At 40.9% G+C, this 24,569-nt stretch carries 18 protein-coding genes; 13 read left to right on the top strand and 5 right to left on the bottom strand.

The features are described 5' to 3' along the window. Positions 1 to 520 precede the first annotated feature (520 nt). The 3 genes from BM100_RS07580 to BM100_RS07570 form a co-directional block, all read right to left on the bottom strand. On the bottom strand, positions 521 to 1,165 hold the full coding sequence (locus tag BM100_RS07580; RefSeq protein ID WP_338066810.1) for a tyrosine-type DNA invertase: 645 nt from the start codon (positions 1,163 to 1,165) through the stop codon (positions 521 to 523). 486 nt (positions 1,166 to 1,651) lie between these two features. After that, the gene (locus tag BM100_RS07575; RefSeq protein ID WP_092509520.1) at positions 1,652 to 1,942 is read right to left on the bottom strand and encodes a putative hemolysin; all 291 of its coding nucleotides are present in this window, start codon (positions 1,940 to 1,942) and stop codon (positions 1,652 to 1,654) included. Between the two features lie 47 nt (positions 1,943 to 1,989). Continuing rightward, on the bottom strand, positions 1,990 to 2,322 hold the full coding sequence (locus BM100_RS07570) for a DMT family transporter (RefSeq protein WP_092509517.1): 333 nt from the start codon (positions 2,320 to 2,322) through the stop codon (positions 1,990 to 1,992). A gap of 509 nt (positions 2,323 to 2,831) precedes the next feature. On the opposite strand from BM100_RS07570, the gene ttcA reads away from it, so the two are divergent. Both ttcA and BM100_RS07560 read left to right on the top strand, forming a co-directional pair. Continuing rightward, positions 2,832 to 3,743, top strand: a complete 912-nt coding sequence (gene ttcA, locus BM100_RS07565; protein WP_092509515.1) for a tRNA 2-thiocytidine(32) synthetase TtcA — start codon at positions 2,832 to 2,834, stop codon at positions 3,741 to 3,743. Between the two features lie 944 nt (positions 3,744 to 4,687). Then, the gene (locus BM100_RS07560; protein ID WP_092509513.1) at positions 4,688 to 5,572 is read left to right on the top strand and encodes a lipase family protein; all 885 of its coding nucleotides are present in this window, start codon (positions 4,688 to 4,690) and stop codon (positions 5,570 to 5,572) included. Between the two features lie 210 nt (positions 5,573 to 5,782). On the opposite strand, the gene zntB is transcribed toward BM100_RS07560, so the two are convergent. Both zntB and BM100_RS07550 read right to left on the bottom strand, forming a co-directional pair. After that, entirely contained in the window at positions 5,783 to 6,766 is a 984-nt protein-coding gene (zntB, locus tag BM100_RS07555) for a zinc transporter ZntB (protein WP_092509512.1), read from the bottom strand. A gap of 37 nt (positions 6,767 to 6,803) precedes the next feature. After that, positions 6,804 to 8,429: a peptide ABC transporter substrate-binding protein gene (locus tag BM100_RS07550; protein ID WP_092509510.1), complete on the bottom strand. Its 1,626-nt coding sequence runs from the start codon at positions 8,427 to 8,429 to the stop codon at positions 6,804 to 6,806. A 164-nt stretch (positions 8,430 to 8,593) separates the two neighbouring features. Here BM100_RS07550 and tpx point away from each other — a divergent pair, with 164 nt between their 5' ends. From tpx to tssA, 11 genes are all read left to right on the top strand, one after another. Continuing rightward, positions 8,594 to 9,097: a thiol peroxidase gene (gene tpx, locus BM100_RS07545; protein ID WP_092509508.1), complete on the top strand. Its 504-nt coding sequence runs from the start codon at positions 8,594 to 8,596 to the stop codon at positions 9,095 to 9,097. A 483-nt stretch (positions 9,098 to 9,580) separates the two neighbouring features. Then, a complete protein-coding gene (locus tag BM100_RS07540) occupies positions 9,581 to 11,434 on the top strand; it encodes a type VI secretion system Vgr family protein (protein ID WP_169924637.1) in 1,854 nt (617 codons plus the stop codon). Positions 11,435 to 11,631: 197 nt separating this feature from the next. Further along, entirely contained in the window at positions 11,632 to 14,193 is a 2,562-nt protein-coding gene (locus tag BM100_RS07535; protein WP_092509504.1) for a DUF2169 family type VI secretion system accessory protein, read from the top strand. Further along, positions 14,190 to 15,260: a pentapeptide repeat-containing protein gene (locus tag BM100_RS07530; protein ID WP_092509502.1), complete on the top strand. Its 1,071-nt coding sequence runs from the start codon at positions 14,190 to 14,192 to the stop codon at positions 15,258 to 15,260. The genes BM100_RS07535 and BM100_RS07530 overlap by 4 nt, the downstream gene beginning before the upstream one ends. Positions 15,261 to 15,274: 14 nt before the next feature. Continuing rightward, the gene (locus BM100_RS07525; protein WP_092509500.1) at positions 15,275 to 15,892 is read left to right on the top strand and encodes a DUF3540 domain-containing protein; all 618 of its coding nucleotides are present in this window, start codon (positions 15,275 to 15,277) and stop codon (positions 15,890 to 15,892) included. A gap of 11 nt (positions 15,893 to 15,903) precedes the next feature. After that, positions 15,904 to 16,305 (top strand): DUF4150 domain-containing protein, encoded by a 402-nt coding sequence (locus BM100_RS07520; protein ID WP_092509498.1) that lies wholly within the window; start codon positions 15,904 to 15,906, stop codon positions 16,303 to 16,305. Positions 16,306 to 16,407: 102 nt separating this feature from the next. After that, positions 16,408 to 16,977 (top strand): type VI secretion system lipoprotein TssJ, encoded by a 570-nt coding sequence (gene tssJ / locus BM100_RS07515; protein WP_244590526.1) that lies wholly within the window; start codon positions 16,408 to 16,410, stop codon positions 16,975 to 16,977. Then, the gene (tssK, locus tag BM100_RS07510; RefSeq protein WP_092509496.1) at positions 16,974 to 18,314 is read left to right on the top strand and encodes a type VI secretion system baseplate subunit TssK; all 1,341 of its coding nucleotides are present in this window, start codon (positions 16,974 to 16,976) and stop codon (positions 18,312 to 18,314) included. The genes tssJ and tssK overlap by 4 nt, the downstream gene beginning before the upstream one ends. Before the next feature lie 14 nt (positions 18,315 to 18,328). Then, positions 18,329 to 19,543: a DotU family type VI secretion system protein gene (locus tag BM100_RS07505; RefSeq protein WP_092509494.1), complete on the top strand. Its 1,215-nt coding sequence runs from the start codon at positions 18,329 to 18,331 to the stop codon at positions 19,541 to 19,543. A gap of 12 nt (positions 19,544 to 19,555) precedes the next feature. Beyond that, positions 19,556 to 23,356 carry a type VI secretion system membrane subunit TssM gene (gene tssM / locus BM100_RS07500; RefSeq protein WP_092509492.1) on the top strand — a complete coding sequence of 1,267 codons (3,801 nt, stop codon included), beginning with the start codon at positions 19,556 to 19,558 and terminating at the stop codon, positions 23,354 to 23,356. A gap of 59 nt (positions 23,357 to 23,415) precedes the next feature. Further along, positions 23,416 to 24,507, top strand: a complete 1,092-nt coding sequence (gene tssA / locus BM100_RS07495) for a type VI secretion system protein TssA (RefSeq protein ID WP_092509490.1) — start codon at positions 23,416 to 23,418, stop codon at positions 24,505 to 24,507. Positions 24,508 to 24,569: the final 62 nt, after the last annotated feature.

The raw sequence follows: 24,569 nt of genomic DNA, 5'->3' as shown, positions 1-24,569 counted from the left end.
TGGTGCTCACTTTTGGCGGTTGCCACCGCAGGGGTAAACGCCGCTGCAACGGGAAAGGCCACTTGGGCAAAAATATTCGCCCATGCCACCCATTTAAGGTGGTGAACCTGCTTTTCTTTCCACTGCCTGTCTTGTTTTTTTAGCATGTCTATCTACCTTCAGAATCGATACTATCTTCACCAGAATTCAAAAAAATCCTGGTGCCTTCGACTCATCCCGGAGTGTGTTGCCATCCTCATATCGAGTTGACAATTAGTACCAAACTGTCAACTGCAATAGTTACACCTTTTTTAAGGCTAGTTCATTTTTTTTATACTCGCAAAAAACAATGTAACCCACTGATACAAATCTATTAATAAATTCCCTCTTATTTTTCCCCTTCTTCTGAGTCATCCATGACATTTTTTCCTTTTTTATTGGACGCTTTTCAAATTTTATACTCATATCAAATTCGAAAGTTTAATCATCTGAAATGTTTGTTTTAGCTAGTTTATTCAACTCAAATTTATCTTATTTAAGACTAAAAATCCTCAGTTGACAGTTTGGTACTAATTGTCAACTCTTTTCGTTTTTCCTTCCCGCTCCATATCGTCTCGAATCGACCCGCATTACTCGCGGTGTAGCGGACTGTATGACGGATATTTCGATGGCCTAAATAGTCCTGAATTAAGCGTGTATCGACTCCATTGTCAGCTAATGCATAACCGCAAGCGTGCCTCAACATGTGCGGATTCGCGCAAATCGACAATTTTGCTTTTAAACTAGTCTGTCTGATGATTTTATAAACTTGTTGACGTGACATCCGTTTGCCCGACCGGGACAGGAATAACCAATCAGAACCTTCACTGTTCGATTGTTGAGCGTCCAATGGCTTCTTTTTTTTCGATATATATTTCGAGCGTTCTGCCAACCAATCATTGATTAATTGAATTTCACGGGAAACCATAGGGTGAATGGTGGAAAAACCGTTTTTCAACCGTTGTACCCGTAAACTTTTTCCATCCAGATCAACATCCGAAATGCGTAAACTCAATAATTCAGAAACACGAAATCCATGAATAAATCCCATAAACATCATGCAAATATTACGTGCAGCATGCGCATGTTTATTTAACTCAGTCAGTAACATTTCAATTTCAGTTTGAGTCAAATACTTACGTTTCAACATGGTTATTATCTCCAAATAGTTAACTAAAATACCCGATGGATATCGAGTTACATCAAAGCAACAAGGAAACGCATTCGCGGGAGCATAGATAACTATACGGCGGGAATACGCGAGTGCTGCCAACAAAGACGCAACTAAAAGAACAACAGGCAAAGATGTCATTAAGGACACTTGAATTAGTGTTGCTGATTATTTGCAGACTGCAATATTAACCGGGACATTGAGTCGTCATTTTGCGCAGAAAACCACTTAAAAAAGGATAATTAATGATGATTTTTCTCAATAATTACGCTGACTGTATCGAGTCAGTCAATAATCTCTAAAAATTTTTTTATAAATAATGTTTTTCCGGCTTATCCAGAAAAAACATTTTGAGATATGAAATGAGATTTGAAACAGAGCTTGACAGAAACATGTTTAAATGAATGACATGATTCTGTCATATTCCCATAAAATATAGACAGGAGATTCGTAAATGGAGAACTAAATGGAGCCACAACCCCCATTCAATAGTGCTTGTTCATTGCATCGCCGACCATTGGCCAATTGACATACAGGAAGCTGATTACCGTTCAGTTGTTTAGTCAACGTCGGGGTTCCTCCTATATCAGAACACGTTTCGCTCGCATTTTTACTTAAATTAATCCCTAAATCTGAATATTGGTAATTCTTGTATTTATTTGCAGGAGAAACAGCTTGATGCCCGCTACAACCAACCAACATCCATCCCACCAGCAATAAATGACTTAAAACCACACCTCGCCTTAGAAACATGTTTTCTCCCGTTCAAAAACGAATTTAACTTATATATCACTTATAAGTCAGTGAACTGTACTTTTGGAAAATAAATTTATCACCAGAACCCCTACGATAATCAAAATAATACCGATGATTGCAGGAAGATCCAGTTTTTGCTGATATAAAAATATTCCCGCGACAGAAACTAAAACAATACCAAGACAAGACCAAATAGCATATGCGATACCCAGCGGCATAACTTTAACAACCTGCGATAATGCCCAAAAAGACAGACAATATCCCAATACGACGACAATGGAAGGCATTACGCGGGTAAAACCATCAGCCATTTTTAGCATCGTTGTCGCGACGACTTCGGACAAAATAGCGACAAGCAAGTAACCCCATACATTCATGCTACGCACACCCAATAAAAAAAGGTGAGTATACCTTGTCTCTTTCCGTTATAAAATACACCCATCCCATTAATATTATTGATTTTATTTTATACAGAATTGTTTTTGCAACATACATTATATTGAATAAAACCAATCAGCCCATATAAAAAATAAACAATGAATATTTTTCAAAACACAAGAAATTAAATGAACATCCTTTCATTCATTATCTTTAATATGGAAAAATCAGGACTAATATTAAATGACCACAGCATTCGGACTAGCAGGCCAATTTTTTAGCGATACAAGCCAATATTGAAGGAGGTAAGTGAAAGCCTCTTTTTTCATTTTTCTGTTATTGGCAACACGTATTGCTCTTGGCATCAAATGCTGCTATCCAAAACGGCGATCCACGACTTGGTACAGATACGTTTCAAACAAAAATAAAAATCCGTATAATCCACCTCCTGCAAAGAATCCATATGGAAAATCTATAGTCGATATAATCGACAATGTGAGAAGTCGCAATGAATCAAAAAGATACGAGAAAAGAGACACTTGAATTCAACAAACTCCAGAAACGACTGCGGAGAAACGTTGGTAATGCCATTATTGATTACAATATGATCGAAGAAAATGATGTTGTAATGGCCTGTATCAGTGGTGGCAAAGATTCATTTGCGATGCTGGATATCCTGTTGAATCTGCAAAAAGCTGCGCCAATCAAATTCGACGTCATTGCAGTAAATCTGGATCAGAAACAGCCCGGTTTTCCTGAACATATTTTACCCCAGTATTTTGAAAGTCTGGATATTCCATACTATATCGTTGATAAAGATACGTATTCCGTCGTAAAAGAAAAAATTCCTGAAGGTAAAACAACCTGCGGGTTATGTTCAAGATTGCGACGTGGCACGCTCTATTCTTTTGCAGAAAAAATCGGAGCAACAAAAATTGCTCTTGGCCATCATCTTGATGATATCGTTGAAACGCTGTTCCTGAATATGTTTCATGGCGCACGCATGAAAGCGATGCCACCGAAATTACGTTCTGACGATGGTCGCAATGTGGTTATCAGGCCGCTGACGTATTGCCGCGAAACCGATCTGATCAACTATGCGGAACACAAGGCGTTTCCAATCATCCCTTGTAATCTCTGCGGTTCCCAGGAAAATCTGCAACGGCAGGCAATCAAGGCAATGTTGGTTGAATGGGATAAAAAAACACCGGGCCGGGTTGAGAGTATTTTTAAATCCCTTCAAAATGTCAGCCCTAGCCAGTTAGCGGATAAGGCGCTGTTTGACTTTGCCAATTTACCATTGGATCGTGATGGCAAAAGAGAAGAGTATGCGTTTAGCGAGGCTTTGGTATCGTCAACAAATCAGATACCAACGACAAATATTAATGAGTCGATGTTTATTGATGTAACCAATATTTAATCACCAATAGCTTGTTTTTATTCGTTCTATTAGCAATAAAAAAATAGCCGATGCTTAAACTGCATCGGCACAATAATGGTCAATTATTCTGTCTACCCAGAGCCTTCTAACTTGCTGCTTTATTGGCCGCAATTCAGGCTCCATTGGGTATTAAACCTCAAATATGAGAAAGACTACAATTATGGAGCACAACGTTCATTGTTCAACGTTGCATTCACCTGCGGGAGTTATAGTGCCTGAGTTTTGGCAACCGATTATTGATATATCTCAAACCAAAGCCACTATTCACCTTTTTAGAGTTTATTCACTTCGTTAGGATTCCTTTCTGTTGCAAGGCTCACATTTTTACGCCACACATGCTTGCAGCATCTTATTTTTTCTTTGGCTAACCAAGCTGCGTTATCAATCTCGATGATACCGGTTTTGTGAACCATGCTCAGGAGCCGTAAAAATCGCCGCTCCGCAAACAGAGAAGATGCCAAATGTCACTCAGAATTGACCAAATTAACCTCCTCGTTAATTTTTCCTCTTTCCACGTATTCTCTTTTCATTGAAATTTTCCAACCAGCTCAATTTATTAGTCTGATAAATATAAATTAATGAGGACTGACAGAGTTGAAAAACATAAGAATATTCAGATTCTCTGATGTAATTTAATTTTATTAATCAAGCTCATAAAAAACCATACACCTTAAAAGATCTTAATTTTGTTTATTGTTAAACAAATAAAAATATTTTCATCATTTTATTTCACATAAATCATTTCAACACCCATCCAATCCAATAATAGCACTCACAAAAAACACACCAATAAGAAAAAACAAAAAGAATAATAATATTTAAACAATATAAAAAACGAAGCGAAACACAGGAAAAAATCAAAATGCAAAATATACTTTAATTAATTGTTAGATTTTAAATAATATCAATAAAAGGAAATAAAAATGAAAACACAAGATTATTATGAAACTTTTGCGTCACTTGTTCTATACGCAGCGACTATGTATGAACAGCATCCGGATAACATTACCCCACCTCCGGACCCTCGCATACATAAAGATGGATGGAAATTAACAGGTTATATCGTTGGTAGAAATTGCTTTACATGTCTAAATAACTCAACAAATAAAAATGAATTAGTTCTTTCTAATGACCTCGTTAATTTTGGATTTATAGTAGAGAGAATAAATAACCCAGGCGAGTACGTTGTTGCTATTCGAGGAAGCAAAACTATTGAAGATTTTGAACATGACGTTGATGTATCGTATATACAACCTTGGTCAGAAACACCAAATCAGTCTGTTTTTGAAGGTTTTTATAACGTATATAAAACGCTATATCTGACTGTTCCTGACAATCCAATAGATATTGATTACTCCCAATTTAAGTTAGCGGATGCCATCTCAAAATTTATCGGAATATATGGATCTTGCACAATAACGGGGCATAGCCTTGGATCTGTAGTAGCTACTTACCTTACGAGAGATATTTACGACAAGGCTCCTAATTGTAGGTCTTGTTTATTTGCTAGCCCAAAAGTAGGTAATTATGAATTTGTTAAATATGTTGATGAACATTTTAGAGATAGCACCGTTCTTAATTATGAAAATGATATCATTACGACATTGCCACCTAATTCTGAGCATCTATCAAATACCAAGACATTATATTCAAGAGATGATGTGATAGTCACTAACTCAATAATGTGTAATCATGCTATCCTTACTTACCTTGCATTAATTAATAAATACCAATTTTTCAGAGTGACTGAAAGCGAAGTTCCGGAAGAAAAGAACACATGGAATGAGTGCCTAAAAGTATCAATGTAAAATAAGGTACGAAAATGACAAAACCCCAACATTTAAATATGTCGGGGCTTTGTGTTCGAAATGGTCATTATTCATCATGATGATAATTCTCGTTGTTGTAATGAAAATTGCCATCATCAAAGTACCAAACCCAACAAATGCTAATCTCAATAACAGGGTTTACTACCGTCTTTTTCATTAAACGTGACGGTGTCACTAATCACCGTTTCATTACAACCACTTACTTCGCCTCAACCACCACGCAAAAATGACTATCAATATGGATAATATGAGGCAAAATACGCCGAACCCAAGCCGATATTCATTACCGGGTATTCCGCCCAAGTTGACACCGAATAATCCCGTCAAGAACGTTGAAGGTAAAAATATCATCGCCAGCAACGACATCATGTAAGTGCGACGATTCATGGCATCAGCCATCATGGACGTAATTTCATCCGCAAGTACTGCCGTACGGGCGATGCAACCATCCAAATCATCCAAGCCCCGACTCAGGCGATCAGCAATTTCCTGCATGACCTGACGCTCTTCATCCCCCATCCAAGGTAATCTTTCACTGGCCAAGCGGATAAAGACATCGCGCTGTGGTGCCATATACCGGCGCAGCACGATAAGCTGTTTACGCAACAATACCAATTCTCCACGCCCGGGAACTTTCTGCTCCAGAATATCGTCTTCGAAATTAATCAAGCTGTCGTGCAATTCTTCGATAAAGTCACTGACTTCATCAGTCATGGCTTCAGCAATTTCAACCAGCCAATGCCCTGTGCTTCTTGCGCCTGCTCCGTTGCGTAAATCATCAATAACTTGATCGATGGAATGAATTTTTCTGTGTCGGCTGGAAATAATGATTCTTTCATTAATATAGATGCGGAACGATACTAAATGGTCAGGACGTGCATTATCATTGCGGTTGACCGACCTTAATGTAATTAAAGCACCTTCACCTGTGCGCAGAACTTTCGGGCGAATACTTTCACCCAATAGCCCCTCTTTTACCGGTGAGGGCAATAGCGCCGTATTCATGATCCAGTCATGGCTGCCTTGATTTTCATAATCAAGGTGCTGCCAAAAGGGTTGCTTCGCTATTGCCGTTGCATTCTCACTAATTGCGCTGCTACCACCCTGCCCATTCAACTGGCATGCATAAATTGCATTTGAACCTTTAAATACTGAGCCATAGATCGTTTCCACATCTGCTCCTTCTCGTACTCTGTTTTCTGTACGTCGCTTAGTGCTTCTTGATGATGTACATGGTATGACTATAGGCGACATCTTCAGGATTAGTGATCGGATATCCTTTCAGCCAAGGTTTGATCAATCGCCCATTGGTATATTGATATATCGGAACAATCGGTGCTTGCTCTGCAATTATTTTTTCCGCCTGATTGTAATAGCGGTTCCTTGCTGCATCGCCTGTTTCATGGCTGGCCGCTTCAAGCAAGGCTTCGTATTCAGCATGATGGAATTTTGCGAGATTACCACTGTGCTTGGATGCCAAAAGAGACAGAAAGCTTGATGGCTCATTATAGTCCCCAGTCCAAGAAGCCCTTACCACATCAAAATTACCGGTATTGCGGTTATCGACGTAGGTTTTCCATTCTTGATTAACCAGTTTTACTTCTACTCCCAGTTTTTTCTTCCACACTGAGCTGATTGCAATCGCGATGCGTTGATTATTTTCCAAACTGTTATAAAGCAACGATATTTTCAATGGTTTTTCCGGGCCATACCCAGCCGCCTTTAATAATGCCCTTGCTTTATTATCTAACTCTTTTTGTGTCTGAGTTTCTTGTCGGCTTTTCTCTGGCTGGAAACCCGCCGTAACTTCAGGCGTGAAGTGCCATGCCGGTTTTTCGCCCGTTCCGACGACTTTTTCTGCAATCAATTTTTTATCGATTGTCATCGCAAGCGCTTGTCTGACCCGAATATCATTTGTCGGCGCCCGCTGGGTATTGAAAGCATAGTAGTAAGTTCCCAATTGATCCGGTGTGAAAACTTGCCCCGGCAATTCACGCAACAATTTCTGATACATGTTTTTAGGGAAAGATTCGGTTATATCCAGATCCCCCGCCTGATAGCGCTTGGTCGCATGGGATTCTTGATTGATGGGCAAGAAGGTTACTTTTTTCAGCACCGTGTGTTTATTGTCCCAATAATATGAATTGGGCGTCAGGACAAGTTTTTCATTAACAACTCGTTCGGCTAGCTTAAATGCTCCATTTCCGATGAGATTACCCACTCGCGTCCAATCGTTGCCATATTTTTCGACACTCGGCTTATTCACCGGATACAGGCTAAAGTTAGTGGTCATGCTGGGGAAATAAGGTACAGGGCGATTCAGGGTGACTTTTAATGTGTAAGGATCGATAGCCTCAACCCCCAATTTTTCCGGCGGTAATTTTCCATCAATGATTTCTTGTGCATTCTGAATCCCCGATAAGGCCGCGAACCAAGAAAATGAGGAGGCATTCGCAGGATTGACTAATCTCTGCCAGCTATACACAAAATCAGTTGCCGTGACAGGATTTCCATTCGACCAACGAGCATTTTGGCGCAAGGTAAATACCCAAGTTTTGTTATCGTTTGTTTTCCATGCAGTCGCAACGCCCGGAATAATTTTCCCATCCGCCCCTTGGTTTACTAATCCTTCAAATAAATCTCGCAGGACTTGCGCCTCATTTAAACCAAATGATTTTATGGGATCGAGTGATGCAGGTTCGTCTTTCAATTGGCGCACCAATTCTTGGTGAGGATCAAGTTGAGTTCCGGCAGGGATTTGGGCAGCAAAAGTAGAAACAGAAAAATACAATCCGGTCATTAACAATACAGAAGGAAGCAACTTAAAATTGTGCATTATTTTTTGCCTTGTGAGTCTAATAATTAGACTAAAATAGACTATAAGGCTTTGTTAATTAAAGATAGAGCGAGTATTTCATGAATATTGCATCTATTTTTGTGGGCAAGATCGCACTATTCCTTTACACTGACGGCGCAGTTTACTTTTAGAGGGATAAAACCATGACACAAACCGTCAAGTTTCAAGGTAGCGATATCACCATCAACGGAGATTTTCCACAAGTAGGTCAGGCAGCAAAAGAGTTTACTCTGGTTGCAAAAGATCTTGCTGATGTAACATTGAGCCAATACGCAGGAAAGCGTAAAGTGCTTAATATCTTCCCAAGCATTGATACCGGTGTTTGTGCCACATCTGTCCGTAAGTTCAATCAACACGCCAGCGAACTGAACAACACTATCGTACTGTGTATTTCTGCGGATTTGCCTTTTGCTCAGTCTCGTTTCTGCGGCTCTGAAGGTCTGTCTAATGTTGTGACTCTTTCTACGCTGCGCGGTAATGAATTCCAAGAAAATTATGGTGTTGCTATCAGTGAAGGCCCACTGGCTGGATTGACTGCACGCGCTGTGGTTGTTCTGGATGAAAATAACCAAGTTATTTACAGTCAGCTGGTTGATGAGATAACCAACGAACCTGACTATGACAGCGCATTAGCAGTGTTGAAATAATTATTTTATTATTAATAACGGTGTTGCTTTAGTTTTAAACACAGCAAGTCGATTGTTTTATAATAAATTTTTTATTTTCAGGGCGGCGGAAGTTCAAATATAATGAATTTTTCGTCGCCCTTATTTTATATATTCGTCTATATCACACCTCGTAATTAAGACTTCCCCCACCCCAAGCCCAACACCATCATTTTATTTAGTTTTGAAAAATATTGTTAAATCAAGAAGCTCCATTCTTGGTTGAGTATTTTGCAAACACCGAATGTCAATTTTATGCACTATTTCAAATGGTAAAAATCAACAATATTATAATTTTGTTGATTTATAGTTATTGTTGTGAAATATTATGGATGAATTAATAACTATAGTAATCATATTGAGTCAAAAGTGATTCTTAGCAGCCATAAGAAATTTTGATTTATTCTCTGGCCCTTCAATGGAAAGGTTCATGCGGTAGCTTTGAGTACAAAAAAGGAGCTTCCAGTGGAAAAAAAAAGATTTATTATTGCTCACTCTTCGCTAGGTGATGACTCTTTATTGTTCAAGTCCTTAAAAGGAGAGGAAAAGCTCTCGACTATTTATAGTTTTGAAGTGGAACTGTTTGGTAAAGAAAAAGACCTTGATATCAAAGCATTGCGTAACAAGCCAATATCATTTGAGATAAGAAATCCTGCAAACACTTCAACCAGCCCACGCTATTTGAGTGGACTCATTCGAGAAGTGACTATTTGCGATTATTTTGATCACTATCACTATTTATATAAAGTCGTTGTCCAGCCCGCATTATTCATTCTGACGCTCAATAAAGATTTCAAAATCTGGCAAAAGAAAACAGTTCCCGAAATTATTAAAGATGTTTTAGATAAGCATAAAGTAAAGTTTAAGAATAAACTCACTGCAAAATATCAACCGCTGGAATACTGTACCCAATACAAAGAAACGGATTTCGACTTTCTGAGTCGGCTTATGGAGCGTGAAGGCATTTATTATTACTTCCAACATAGCAAGAGTGACCATATTCTTATCTTGGCTGATTCGCCACAGTCTCACTCTGCTCTGCCTGAATATGCCTCATTTGAGTATTATCCAAATGCCCATTATCCCATGGTCACAGACAAACTTTTCTTACATGACTGGACGGTAAGTTATTCGATCACACCACAGCTTTATACGATGAGTGACTATAACTTTCTGAAGCCCAATGCCCAGTTAAAGGAAACACAGCAAAACCCAGATTCTACCGTACCCAAGACAGAATTGTATGAATGGCCAGGAAATTACACCGAGAATTCTCGAGGCCAGTTTTATGTCCGGGTATTGCAACAATCTTGTACTGCTCAAAGTCAGTTTATAAAAGCAAAATGCAGAAATCCGGGGATTGCTCCTGGTTGCACTTTTAAGTTATCCAAGGCATTAAGGAATAGCGATAATGGTGAATATCTTGTTGTTGGCGCTCAGTATGAATTTCATGAAACAGGGTATTTTGCAGGGCAAGAAATCTTCTCTGAAGACGATAACAAGAAAATATTCATTACACAGTTCATAGCTATTCCATCCAAAGTAAACTGGCGAGCCCCCCGCATTACGCCTTGGCCAATCGCAGGTACTGAGCGGGCTATCATTGTGGGTGCAAGCGGGAAAACTATTTGGACTGAAGAACACGGACAGGTCAAAATCAAATTTTTCTGGGATAGAAGCGATACAAAAGATGAGAACTGTTCCTGTTGGGTGCCGGTTTCCAACAACTGGGCCGGTGCCAAGTTTGGTTCAATACAGGTTCCCCGAATTGGGGAAGAAGTGATTGTCAGTTTCGCCCATAACAACCCTGATGAACCCATTGTTGTCGGGCGCAGTTTTAATAAAAACAATATGCCCCCTTGGAATTTGCCGGGAGAAGCGACCAAAATGGGGATAATGACGCGCAGTCTGGATGGCGGAAAAGATAATGCCAGCTACCTGTTCATTGATGACGCCAAAGGGAAAGAATCTGTTGAGATACACGCTGAAAAAGACATGAAAGTCTCGGTAGAAAACAATCAAACAGTCAACATTGACGGTGCACGAGAAACAACGGTAAAAAAATCGGAAACCGCCACCTATAAGGATAAACAGAAAACGACTGTTAGCAATGGTAAAGAAGTTGAGGTAACAAGTGGTGGCGTTAAATATACTATTTCGGGTGGATATAAAGCTAATATCACCGGTGATAAAAATGAATCGGTAACAGGCAGCATTGATATTAAATCCAATAAATTCACCCTGACAAGCAATTCAAATGCAGACATTAAAGCGGCAGTGCAAGTTAATATCAAAGCGTCACTGATTAATTTAAATTAAACTCATTCAAATTAATTAAAACCGCTTCATCATGCCATAAAAATACTTATAATCAACCAGTTAGATATTTTTAATTCACCCAAAAATTACTGATCCGGTATTTATTAAATAATTAAAAATTAAAAATTACCTGACCTAAAGAAAATAAATAAAAATCATCTTATTTCCTCTTAAAGTTATTTAATTATGGTTTTCCAATGAAAACAATTAAACCTTTACGCTTAAGCGTACTTAATCGCCCTTATCGCTGGCAGCAGAATAATTATTTGGGAGTATCGATTACAGCTCTGGTTGATATGGGTAAAAATCCTCGCTTGCGGCCTGAGCCAGAAATTTGGCAGCTCGCTGAAAGTGAGTTGAAAACTTGCAATGGCATTATCGATCTTGCCATGCCCAAGTCCTATGCTGAATTTCTCGCCACAGGTTACGCTTATACACATCACCAAACAGAGAAAACAACGTGCGCTGCCCGCATTCAAATAGAAGAACTGGATAAAACATTGGTGGCTTTCGGTGATAGACACTGGATTGATGATGCGCCATCCGAACCGCAAGTATTTGAACAAATGCGGCTGGACTGGAGCCGGGCTTTCGGAGGAAAAAATTATGAGGAAAATCCGTTAGGTATCGGTTTCACTCCAGATATCATGGAAAACGGCCTGGAGCTTCATCGATTACCCAATATTGAAACGCCGCACAAACAATTGTTATCCCCGCAGGATACTCCTAATCCGGCCAGTTTCTGCCCATTGGATTTTGTCTGCCCACGCCGTTTTACCCGCATCGGCAAAAAATATGATAAAGAGTGGCTGGAGAATGAATTTCCCGGTTTCGCCCGAGACATAGATTGGCGGTTATTCAATGCAGCTCCCCGTGATCAATGGTGGGAAGAGCATGATGCGCTGCCGGAGAAAGCGGCCTGGCGCATTTGGAATATGCACCCCGACGTTCCCGTACAGGAAGGTGTGTTGCCCTCATGGCGAGCCCGTTGCTTTATCCAGCGGTTGCGGGCTGATGAGGAAATTTTCGAAGAAATCATCATGCGCAATACAACAGTATGGTTCTTCCCTCATTTGGAAAAAATGTTCCTGATCTGGCATGGTTGTGCGCGCATCAATGAGGATGACGCCGCAGACGTTTTACAGATGCTCACGGCGATGGAATTAAGTGATTCGCCTCGCCCTGAATCTCATTACCTCCAAATATTGGGGCAACGTGCTGATAAAGAAAAAGGGGCACTGTACGCTTTTCGCGAAAAAGATTTGATCCCGGAAGAGATTATCGGGCCTTGGGTGGATACAGAACAACCTGAGAATAGCAGCCCATTGACGGAAAATTTACAAAATCGTGAAAAGCGCTTACGTGAGCAGTTACGGGAACGCATGGAAAAATATGGCACAGATATAAATACAATTATTCCCCTTGTAGCAGAGCATCCTGCCCCCAAACCGGATGAACTCCCTGAATTTGTCAGTCAATTAAAGCAAGAATCAGTCCGGAAACACGCTGAAGCTGAGTATCAAGGGAGGAAAATACGCAACAGGGCTAAAGAACAAGGCGTTGATGTCGAAAAAAGCCCCTTGGAACAGCAAACTGGCGGGCCGCAAAATTTCTATCAAATACGGGATATGTTACGTCAGCAGCAAATGGTGCTCGGCGACAGGGTACTGACACAAATGGAACAGTCACTGTACAAAATGTATCTGGCTTCAGTGCAATCACAAAAACCAGCACTGCGGTTAACGGGTGATTTATCCCAGATAATCCGCAAACATGTCCAGAAAAACGTGCATAAAGGCGGTAATTTCAGTGGCATGGATTTTACCGGCGCTGATTTGTCAGGCATGGATCTGCGGGGCGCCAATTTTTCCAATGCCTTGCTGGAAAGCGCCTGTTTGAATGGCTGCCAATTGGATAATGTGGATTTCAGCGGTGCAATGCTTGCCAGATCAGAAATATGCCGTGCCTCTCTGTATGGGGCAAAACTGGATAAAGCCAGCTTGGTACAGGCACAATGCATACAGAGCGATTTTTCTGCCGCCAGTTTTAAAGAAACGCAATTGCAGGAAACATTGTTTGACCATTGCCGTTTCACCAATGCGATTTTTATCGACCTATTTCTGCAAAAAACATTTATCACGCACTGCCGTTTTCAGCATTCACAATGGCAAGACTGTACTTTTCTGGAAATGACTTTACCTTCACTGAAATTCAATTATGCCACTCTAAATAAAGTTTCCTTTCTTCAGTGTCAGTTAGAAAACGCTATTTTTGATCATGCCATACTTGATGGTTGTTCATGGACATCCACCAATATTGAGGAAATCCGGTTCCGGTCAGCCAAATTGCAAACCTGTGTATTCGCCTTGGAAAGTAATCTCAGTCAGGCTGATTTTAGCTACGCTACATTAACCGAATGCAATCTGCGTCAAATGCCTCTGATGAAGTCGTCTTTCCATGCTGCAACACTAAATAACAGCGACTTGAGTGAAGCCAATTGTCAATTCGCGGATATGCAGTATATGAATACGGCCAAAAGTGTCTTTATCAGAACTGATTTCCGGGAAGCGCTGTTGAACAATGCCAACTTGATGGGTGCCTTCATGCAAAAATGCAGTTTCAATGGCACTGATTTACGCGAAGCCAATTTGTTCCGCACGGATATCTCCCAATCCATCATTGATAATTCGACCTTGATTGACAGAGCCTATACGCAACGTACCAAAACTTTGCCTAAACGTAATCAGGAAGTGATATGAGTGCACTGACGGTTAATGAGATCGTTGTTAAGATCAAGCAAGGTGATGTCATTGACAATGTGAACTTGCAGGGAATGTCATTGGCTGGAGAAAATTTATCAGGCGGGAGATTCAATGCGGTAAATTTTTCAGGCGCTGATCTTTCCCATTCCATTCTCAATGGTTCTGTTTTTACTGAATGTCTGTTTGAAGAAACCTATTTCAATTCAACCAAGTGTAATCAGACTTTATTTGAACAGTGCAATATGGTGCGCGCAGTGTTTAATAAAGGCGTGCTGGACGACACGATTTTTACTCAATCTGTATTGAAAAAAATACAGTTCAAAATCACCACACAAAATAGTACGACGTTCTCATCTTGTGATTTACGTTATGCTGATTTCAGCGGTAACCGGCTTGATAGAGTGACATTTATTGATTCATCGCTCGAACACGCAGTGCTGCACAATAATCATTTTTTTCTCGTCACTTTTTTCAGGCAGGATTTACGGAAAACTCATTTTTATACCTGTGAATACAACAAGACAATTTTCTTTGAATGTGACCAACGTGGTCAGAATTACCAGAAACAACAATTTCAAGGGTGTTTATTTATCGATAGCCAACTCGAAGCGGTTAATTTCGATCATGCAAAATTGAAAAATTGTAACTTCAAGGGCTCCGGGTTGAAAAATGCCCGGCTATCAAATGTCGATGCAACTCAGGCGTTATTTCCCTATGCCGATTTAACACAAGCACATTGTTGTCACAGTATATTCAATGAAACCATTTTTATTGGTGCTTGTCTTGAGTCCACTGATTTTCGGCAAAGTCAGCTATGTCAGGCCATCATGCATGAAGCGCATGCGGTTAATGCACAATTTTCTGGCTGTGACATGACCTACGCTGATCTCTCTTATGCCAATGCCAACCAAGGTGATTTTAGTACGGCTCATTTCATGAGAACGCTTTTTCATCGTACGCAACAGGTTGGGGCTTCATTCACTGACCGTCAGGGCATATTGGAAAACGATCCCGAGTTATTTGCTGCTGAAGAGTGGAATACACAACATCAACGTAAGATTTAATCAGGGGAATCGCTATGACAAAATCTTCTTCTGCTCTTTCTTCATATCCTCTTGGTATAGAAGCATCACAACAAATTGCAGGCCAGATCGTAAATACTCTTCAGGATGGCAGTTTAGTCGTTGAGTTCGAAAACCGTGGCTGGCATTGCCAACGCGCTGTGAGCTGTCTGCTGACACCAGAAATGGGAGATACCGTATTACTCACAAAGGTTAATGATCAACTTTGGATATTGGCGATATTGACACGGGCCGAACCGAAAAACAGCGCGGAAATTTGCATACCCGGTGATTTATCCATTACCGCCCAAGGAAATTTGAATCTGAACAGCAACGGGTTAAATATTACGGCTGACAATGGGAATTGCCATATCAATGAAATGCAATACAGCGGTGAATCTTTGTCTGCCTGGATTTCTATTTCTCGTATGGTAGGCAATCAACTTGAATCTGTCTGGCAAAACATCACCCAATTGAGCAATCGCCTGTTCCGCCATACAACACAAACTGAGCAGGTCCACGCAGGACAGTTAGATATGCAAGCTGACAGCTATGTGCGATTGCACGCCCAAAATACGGTCGTAACCGCCAAAGCCATCACCAAAATAGATGCAGAGCAAATTCATATCGGCTAAGGGGAAAAACCATGTTTGCCAACACACAAGCTGGCGGTCAAGATACGGCAATACCTGATGTTTGCCTGACACCAAGTCCCCCTGGCTCACCGGTTCCAGTAACCTATACTGATCTCGCGAGTGGATGTCAGGCGAACAGTGCCAGTACATCAAATATCCTCTTTGTAGGTTGTCCCGCCCATAACACAATGACAATTATTCCTATAACGAGTGGTGATAATCCGGGAGTCAACTTAGGTATAGCCTCTGGTACGGTAATGGGGCAATCCCGTCATACATGTGGTGCCAATGGTGTTCTTATCAAAGGATCACCGGCAACTCGTCTGACAAGCCCGACAATGCAGAATTCGACCAATGTCCCGGGGTCCCGTCTCAGCACCAGCCAAATGAAAGTCGATATTTCAGGGGCCTGATCTTATTTTGTGATATTCGTTAATGGGTCACCACTCATTCTTATTGCAGAAAAAGAAAAAGGAAGATAAGGGAAATCATGGTTAATACAGGAACCCTCTCCCATGAAAACCCGTTATTTCGCCATCAATAAAAAGATAATGACATGGTTAAGTGAAATATTACTGTTCTTTATCTTAATAACACTGACAGGATGTTCTTCATCACCCAAACAGGAAAAGCTGCCGCTCTATAAATTTATTTTTACTGCCACAAAGAATGTAAATGACTCTGCTCCATTAAAAATAAACATTGTTCTATTGAAATCAAATATAGAGTTTATGTCTGCTGATTTCTTTTCACTACAGGCCAATGTGCAAACTGTGCTGGGTGACAAACTGATTAATGCTGAACAATTTTTTTTACTTCCTTCCCAGCACCAATATTTTTGGTCAGAGAAAAAGATACCAAAAGCCAGTTATATCGGCATTTTCGCTGAATATAAGCAGTTAAACGGGAAAAAATGGCGCATAGCATTGCCTGTTCCCGTTCCTGAACAACCTTCTTTTTACGAATTTTGGGCCTCCCCACCCGATGAATTAATGATATGCATTCAGGTTACGGACAAAGGCTTAAATTCCATCAAAGCCAATAAATGTGATACAGGCTATGCCGCAGATGAAGGAACAACATGAACAAAGCAGAAAAAGTTATCTGGACAGAAGGCATGTTTTTACGCCCCCATCACTTTCAACAGTCAGAAAATTATCTGGAATCATATGTTCGTGACTGGGGAATGGCCCAAATTCCATATTATTGGGGGTTTTTAACCCTGGAATTGAATCAACCTCTCCTCGAACAAGGCAAGGTAATGATTTCATCCGCCAGTGGCATTTTCCCTGATGGCACCCCGTTTCGTTTCACTGAAATAGACGCACCGATGCCATTGCAAATTGCCGAGAATCAAGTCGGAGAAAAAGTGGTATTGGCATTGCCGAGTTTCCGGGGCGGAAAAGAAGAAATCATTTTCAGTGAGAGAAAAGATTCCATGGCCCGTTTTGTCTGCACTGAAGCCGAAGTCAACGACTTTAACGCCATGGCCGTCGGAAGTGCTACGGTGCAATTTGGAAAACTGCGCCTGCGACTGATGCTGGAGTCAGATTTAACGCCCGAATGGACGTCAATCAGTGTGATGCATGTCATCAATAAAACTCGCGACAGTAAATTACTTCTCGACTCACAATTTATTCCTCCCCTGCTCAACTGCCATGCCCATCCGCAGGTTTTCGGTTTCATTACTGATTTACAGGGTTTGCTGGAACAACGCCGTCAACTGGTAAGCCAGCGTTTGCTGCAACTGGGACAGAGGAATGATTCAACGGTGATGGATTTTCTTCTGCTGTCACTGATTAATCGCTATAGCGGTCAAGTCAGCCACGCGAGGAACATTGCCTTATTGCATCCAGAACGATTGTTCGGTGAATGGCTGCAATTCGCCACTGAGCTGGCCAGTTTTACCTCAATGCGGATACCGGAAGAAAGACTGCCCATTTATGACCATAACAATCTGGCAATATGCTTTAACCATCTCATGCTGTTACTGCGTCAGGGGCTGTCGATCATTTTGGAAGAGCATGCGATTTTACTGCCTCTGACAGAATATTCTCATGGGTTGAATGTCGCGACATTGCCGGATGCCGATATGCTGAACACCTTCAGTTTTGTGTTGGCGGTCTATGCAGATGTACCTAAAGAAACATTAATGAACCGTTTTCCAACCCAGATGAAAATTGCCCCTGTTGATCGAATACGTGAACTCGTTCAGTTACAGCTACCCGGCATTCCGTTGTGCGCAATCCCATCAGTTCCCAGACAAATTCCTTGGCATTCAGGCTATTTATACTTTGAATTAGAAAAAGATGGCGAGATATGGAACCAAATGGAAAAGTCCGGTGGTTTTGCTCTGCATTTGGCGGGTGATTTTCCCGGTTTAAGCATGGAATTTTGGGCGCTCCGCAATCAGTCCAAATAAGGGTAAGGATTCGTATGACGCAGAAAACATATTCGGATAAATATGCTGTACTTTCTGGCAACAATCGTGAAAACCCGTTGGTTCTTGCTGCAAACCCATTACTAAACAGCATCCCACAAATTCGTTATTCAACCATTCACCCAGATCCGGCACAGCTGCGGCAAAAGTTAATCGATGAAATCCGGCATTTTGAAGTGAAGTGCCAGCAAGCCAAACTGCCGTATGAAGTGATTATTGGTGCGCGTTATTGTTTGTGTACAGCATTGGATGAAGCGGCGGCATTGACGCCTTGGGGAACACGCAGTGTTTGGTCGGGCAGTGGTTTGTTGGTGACTTTCCACAATGAAACATGGGGAGGTGAAAAATTCTTCCAGTTATTGGCAACACTGTCGCAAAAACCCGCAGAGAACTTATTTTTACTGGAATTGATTAATTTTTGCCTGCAACTTGGGTTTGAGGGTCGTTACCGCATCATGGACAATGGGCGTTCTCAGCTAGAAAGCGTAAAACAACGCCTGTTCCAGTTACTTCACTCTATTCGTGGCAACTATCCGCCGGAATTATCGCCGTCATTGCAGAACATCATTGTTCCGGTCAAACCCCGTTATATTTCTTTTCCTCTATGGGCTTATGCAGCAGCAGCCAGTATTTTTGTTTGTATTCTCTATATCGGGCTCAACTGGCGATTGAGCAATATAGCCAGCGCCACCGTGGCAACCATCTATCAAACCCCGATACCGGATGCTTCTGTCACTGAACTGGAGCTTCCCCAAGCCCCTCCTACCTTGAGCCTGCAATATATGCTGAGGAAAGAAAGTGCTGCGGGTTTGTTAAGTGTGACAGATTTAGCGGATAGAAGTACGGTGACGTTGAGTGGCGATGGATTATTCAATACCGGCTCGGCTCAGATTAAAAGCGATTATCTGAACATTCTCAGACATATCGCTGAGGCGATGAATAAACTATCAGGCGAAATTTTAGTGATTGGCTATACCGATGATCGCCCCATGCACAGCGCCAGTTATTCATCCAACTACATTTTATCGCTGGCCAGAGCCAAAGCGGTAAGACAAGAGCTACAACGATATTTGGATCAAGCAGAACGTGTCAAAACCGAAGGAAAAGGCGCCAGTGATCCTTTAGTACCCAACGATACTCCGGATAATCGCGCTAAAAACAGACGAGTCGAAATTACACTGTTAGTTTCTCCTGCAAATCAAATGGAGTGAGAAGGCGGAAACATGCTGAATACCATTCTTTCTATTATTGTTAATCGGTTATTTTGGGGTTTCATTGGAATAACAAGCCTTTCTGCTGTTATCTGGTATATTGGGCCTCTTCTCTCTATCAATGGCACATTACCTTTTCAATCAAATGCCGTACGAATAGTCACCATTGCCTTAATATTCCTGATCTGGATTTTCATTCAGCTGATACCTTATTTATATCAAGCATGGTCGAATAAAAAATCATCCAATAAACCAGCCAAAGACAATGATGAGAGCCATGATGAGAATAAAAAATTCCAATATTCATCATTGTCAGATCGTTTTTCCAATGCCGCCCGGCTACTGAAAAATGCTTATATTTATGGGTTGAATCGCAAATATAAGCCAAGTTGGAAATATATGTTCAGCCGCCAACATTTATACCAATTACCTTGGTATGCCGTTATCGGAGCACCTCAATCAGGAAAAACAAGTCTATTGGCTAATTCCGGTCTGCATTTTCCATTGGCCGATCATTTTGAAAAATCGGCTTTGGATACGATGAAAGGGAGAGATCATTGTAATTGGTGGTTTACCAACGACGCTGTTTTGTTGGATACCGCAGGAAGATACACTACCCAAGATACGCAGCATGAACAAAACGCCAGTGAATGGAAATATTTTATCCATCTACTGAAAAAATATCGGGCACGCCAGCCACTCAATGGCGTCATTGTGACTATCAGTGTGGAAGATCTCCTGAACCCATCAAAGGAAAGCCGTGATAAACAGGCTTATGCATTGCGCAGGCGTTTATCAGAATTACATGAACAACTTAAAATCCAATTCCCCATTTACATCATCATTACCAAAACCGATTTACTGAAAGGGTTTACTGCTTATTTTTCTCATCTTGATGAAACACAACGTGAGCAAATTTGGGGATTTAATTTGCCATGGAACAAGATTGACCAAAATATAAATGAGATTTTTGAGCAACAATATAATTTGTTGCAAAAACGGTTGGAAGCTGAATTACCTGATATTTTATTGCATCAAAGCTCCCCCCGACAGTGCGCCGAAAGTTATTTGTTTCCACAAGAATTTATAGTCTTACGTCCATTGATCGCACAATATATTGGCATAGCATTTGCACAATCCGGATTTGAAATTCCGTATTCACCGCGTGGGCTGTTTTTCACCAGCAGTACACAGGAAGGATTTCCTTTCGATAGAGTCATGGAGAAATTTAACCATGATCTTCAATTACCGACGGATAATGACAGTGCTTCACTGGCAAGGGAGAACAATAAAAATTTTTTGCACCAATCTCCCTCGCATCAAGTTTATTTTCTGAAAAGCTTATTGGGAAATATATTCCAAGAAGCCAGTTTAGCCAGTTACAACCGTTGGTGGGTATACCGTAATCGCTTGCTGAACGGGTTAATTTATACCGTATTTGTGGTGATATTAGGCTTCATTGTTACTCTGTTATTCACCAGCTACAAAAATAATAAAAATTACCTGATGGAAGTACAGGCTAAAGTTCCTTTAATTCTGCACCAAGAAACAGAATTAAAGAACAGCGCCAATGACATGGATATTTATGCTTTGCTGCCTATTCTGAACAGCCTGGCAGAGTTAGGCAAAAGTAAATACTTTTCGCTGAATGAACCTCCCCTGACCTACCAAATGGGATTGTATAGTGGTGAGAAGATTGATGATGCAAGCAGGTCACTGTATATAAAAGCACTGCACGCATGGCTATTGCCACGAGTGGCAAGATTAATTACCTTTCAAATTCATCAAGATTATAATTTTGATCAAGGCAATAACTATGAACAAGGCAATAACGATAATAGAAATGATGCTTACAATGCATTGAAAGCTTACCAAATGTTATACCAGCCCAAGCATTATGATGGTAAGTTTTTGCGCCACTGGGTTATGCACTATTTGCAGGCACAATATTTACAAACTCAGAATTTACAAGAACAGAGTTTACAACAACAGGATTTAGAAACACCTTATTCAGAAACACCCTATTTAGACATAGATACAGCAAACAATGTGGCTCAAAATGGGATTTCCCAAGGTAATCTCTCTCAAGAGGCGTTAGAAGAAATCGATTGGCACCTCAGTCAATTATTGGACAATAACCCTGTGACTTCGCCTTATCTTCGTGATGAGCAGCTAGTGAAAAAAAAACAATTGATATTGAGTAGTATTCCACTGGCGCAAATCATTTATACACATTTGAAGCATAATTCGTTGGCTAATCAGGCTGTTCCTTCAATAAATCTCATTACACTCGCAGGCCCACAAGCTGAATTGGTTTTCTCGCGTATCAGTGGCATATCAATAAATTTTGGTATTCCGGCAATGTTCACACCTGCCGGTTATCAAGCCAATGTGGGCAAGGAATTAAATGCCCTTATTGATTCGCTGTATAATCAGGATAATTGGGTGCTTGGCATTTATTCAAGAAAGCAGCCACCTAAAGATATAGCCCTTTTAGTACGACAATTTTATATCAATGATTATATTTATCAGTGGGACAGATTCCTGTCTGATATTCACTTGAATCATATCGACAGTCTGGAACAGCGCGCCAATATGGCTCGCCTGTTGGCTTCAAATAATTCTCCATTGCGTACTCTGTTAATCAATATCAGCAAGAATCTTATTCTGGATGAAGGCTCAATCAGTAATAAATCGAGTACACTCAGCGGGCTAGTCAGCAATAATTCCGCATCATTGACAAAAGGCAAAGCCAGCCCATTGGCAAAATTAGTGACCAACCAACCACAACTGAACAATAATCAGCTCACACCAGAACAGATACTGAAAGAACATTTTGCGCAACTCATTGCGCTGGCAGCAAGTTCCGATAAACAGAAAAAAACCATTCCTTTTGACAGCATACTTAAACAAATCAAGCAATTATATGAATATTTAAATTCTGTGCAGACTGCGGCCAATCTGGGTATGCCAGCCCCACCGAATAAAGTGATCATGCAACTACAAACAACGGCTGAACATCTCCCGATCCCCTTTAGTGGCATGATTTCTTCACTGGCAATGGGTGCCAGCAGCGATACTCAATCCAGTGATATAAAAAATATCAGTAAAAAACTCAACGCCGAGGTCAACAGCTTTTGCAATCGGGCAATCGCCAACCGCTATCCGCTGACAAAGGGAACCAGCAACGATATAAAACCCGATGACATGACCAAAATGTTTGCCCCTGGAACCGGTGCCATGGATGTTTTCTTTCAAAAAAATCTGATGGAAAAAACGGATACCACTCAGCCTGAATGGCGGCTTATATCGGGAGTGGATGGGAAAACATTACCGGGAAGCTCTGACATGCTCAGGCCTTTTAAACAAGCTCAAATCATCCGTGATACGTTTTTTACCCGTGGTACAGCATCGCCTTCATTCCGTGTTATCGTCCGCACCATTGATATGGATAATGACATATTAAGCATGATATTGGACGTCGATGGTCAACGATTGCAATACAGCCATGGCCCACAAGTTTCACAACTGCTTAACTGGCCCGGCCCCAGCGGAACAAATCAAGTCCGCATCCAATTAAACTTGGATGACGGCACAACAGCCAGCTTAACCACCTCGGGACCATGGGCGCTCAACCGTTTTCTGGATCGTGCGAAATATCACAAACCGAATCAAAACGCCGACGATGAGACGAGCCTGCAAGCAACGTTCAATATCAATGGGCACTCTGCCTCGTTGGAATTCACACCAAACAGTATTTATAGCCCTTTCCAGCTGCCCAATTTCACTTGCCCCAATTTTATTGGTTTATAAAAAATTGGCTTCTAAAAATCGGTAGCGTATTCAATTAGCAAAATGAGCCGGAAATCACTATGAACATTGATGCCTTACTCGAACCAATCAGTGTTGAATCTCCTTGTGGAGAGGATTTGGAATATGATATCGAATTTATAGAATTAGAAAATGCCATGTTCGGAAAAGCAGAGCAGCAATTTGGTGATGTGACTATTCCTGCTGAACATCCCAACTGGGTGGAGGTTGAAACAAGAGCCCTCAATCTGTTTATCCGAACCAAAGATTTGCGTATTATCATCATACTGACACAATCATGGTTAGAAATGCGAGGGTTGTGCGGTTATACCGATGGTATCTATTTACTTAAAAAAACATTGGAATTTTATTGGAAAGACGTTTGGCCAAGGATGGAATTTGAAGGTGAATATGATCCTTTATTTCGCCTTAATATCCTGGCCTCCATTGAAGATAACTCTCCACTTACATTTCAAGCAATGTGTTGCATACTATTGAAATGTACATCGAAAGAATTAACCTTACAGGAAGTTTGTTCATTACTGGATGGCACAGTCACTGAAATTAGCGGTTATACCGGCGGGCGTACTCGATTACTGGATGATTTAAAAAAACAAGTTAATACCCCTGAAATGGCGGCAATAAAAAAACTGCATTCTTTGCTTATCGATATCCTCGATATTATTCGTCAAAAAATGTCGGAAAGTAATGTCCCCGAATTAACCCGGTTTTTAAAAAATATAAATAATGTGATCCAATCTAGTCCTTATTCCCAATCGGAAATCAATATCCCAGAAAAAACAACCGAGCCGGAACAAGTCAATTCTATATTACCGCAAGAAAAAGTACCTCCAGAAAGAGTACCTAAAGAAAGAACACGGGAAGCATCATCATCAATACATGCAACCAATGACGCCGCCATTGACTGGCACGCATTTGAAGCCATCAACCGTGATGAAGCCCGGATGTTACTGGAAAAAGCCAAAAATTATTTTGTCATGCATGAGCCAAGTCATCCTGCACCCATCATGATCGCGCGTATTCAACGATTAATTGATCGTGATTTTATAGACATTGTTTATGACCTTGCCCCCGATGGGTTAAATCAGCTCGAGATTATTTTTGGTCGTCCAGATCGTTTGGACACAGATTAATCGTCATTTATTTTAATTCATTCGCCTTAACAGCAAATTATATTTGCCTAACCCATCCAGCT

It is taken from the genome of Xenorhabdus mauleonii (genome assembly GCF_900113945.1).
GTDB classification, from domain to species: Bacteria; Pseudomonadota; Gammaproteobacteria; order Enterobacterales; family Enterobacteriaceae; genus Xenorhabdus; species Xenorhabdus mauleonii.
The sequence above is the reverse complement of the archived record's forward strand: the minus strand, read 5'-3'. Positions and strand labels throughout refer to the sequence as shown.